We start from the raw sequence: 400 nt of genomic DNA, 5'->3' as shown, positions 1-400 counted from the left end.
TCCCCTGGCCTGCGCGTCTGCTGACAAGGTAAGTTCGAACGGTCGTCCGGGAGTTGGTGGGTCGTCGGCAAGTACGGGGGGAACCATGGCTGCGTATCGCCCTACGGATTGGCATGTCCTTGACCTGGAGGGTGATCCGGTTCCGGGTGATCCGGAGCGGGTGAAGCATCTGGCGAAGCGCTTGCACGCGTTCGCCGACGATGTGGGTGACGCGCTGCGGGACATCAAGGGCATGGCGGGCGACGACGCGATGCTGCGGTGGGCGGGGAAGTCGGCCGAGGCGTTCACCTCGGAGTTCGAGGACGTTCCGAAGAACCTCAAGAAGCTGAAGAAGTCCTACGACCTGGCCGGCGACGCGCTGGCGAAGTATTGGCCGGAGTTGGAGAAGGCACAGGCGGAC

General features: G+C 64.5%; 1 protein-coding gene. It reads left to right on the top strand.

From position 1 onward, the window contains the following. Window positions 1–85: 85 nt before the first annotated feature. The coding region (locus GCU69_RS06805; protein ID WP_170315789.1) for a putative T7SS-secreted protein at window positions 86–400 on the top strand (315 nt) is incomplete at its 3' end.

Origin of the sequence: Streptomyces lycii, from assembly GCF_009735685.1 — a bacterium.
Taxonomy (GTDB): domain Bacteria; phylum Actinomycetota; class Actinomycetes; order Streptomycetales; family Streptomycetaceae; genus Streptomyces; species Streptomyces lycii.
Note: the sequence above shows the minus strand (reverse complement) of the source record. Positions and strands in the feature narration are given on the sequence as shown.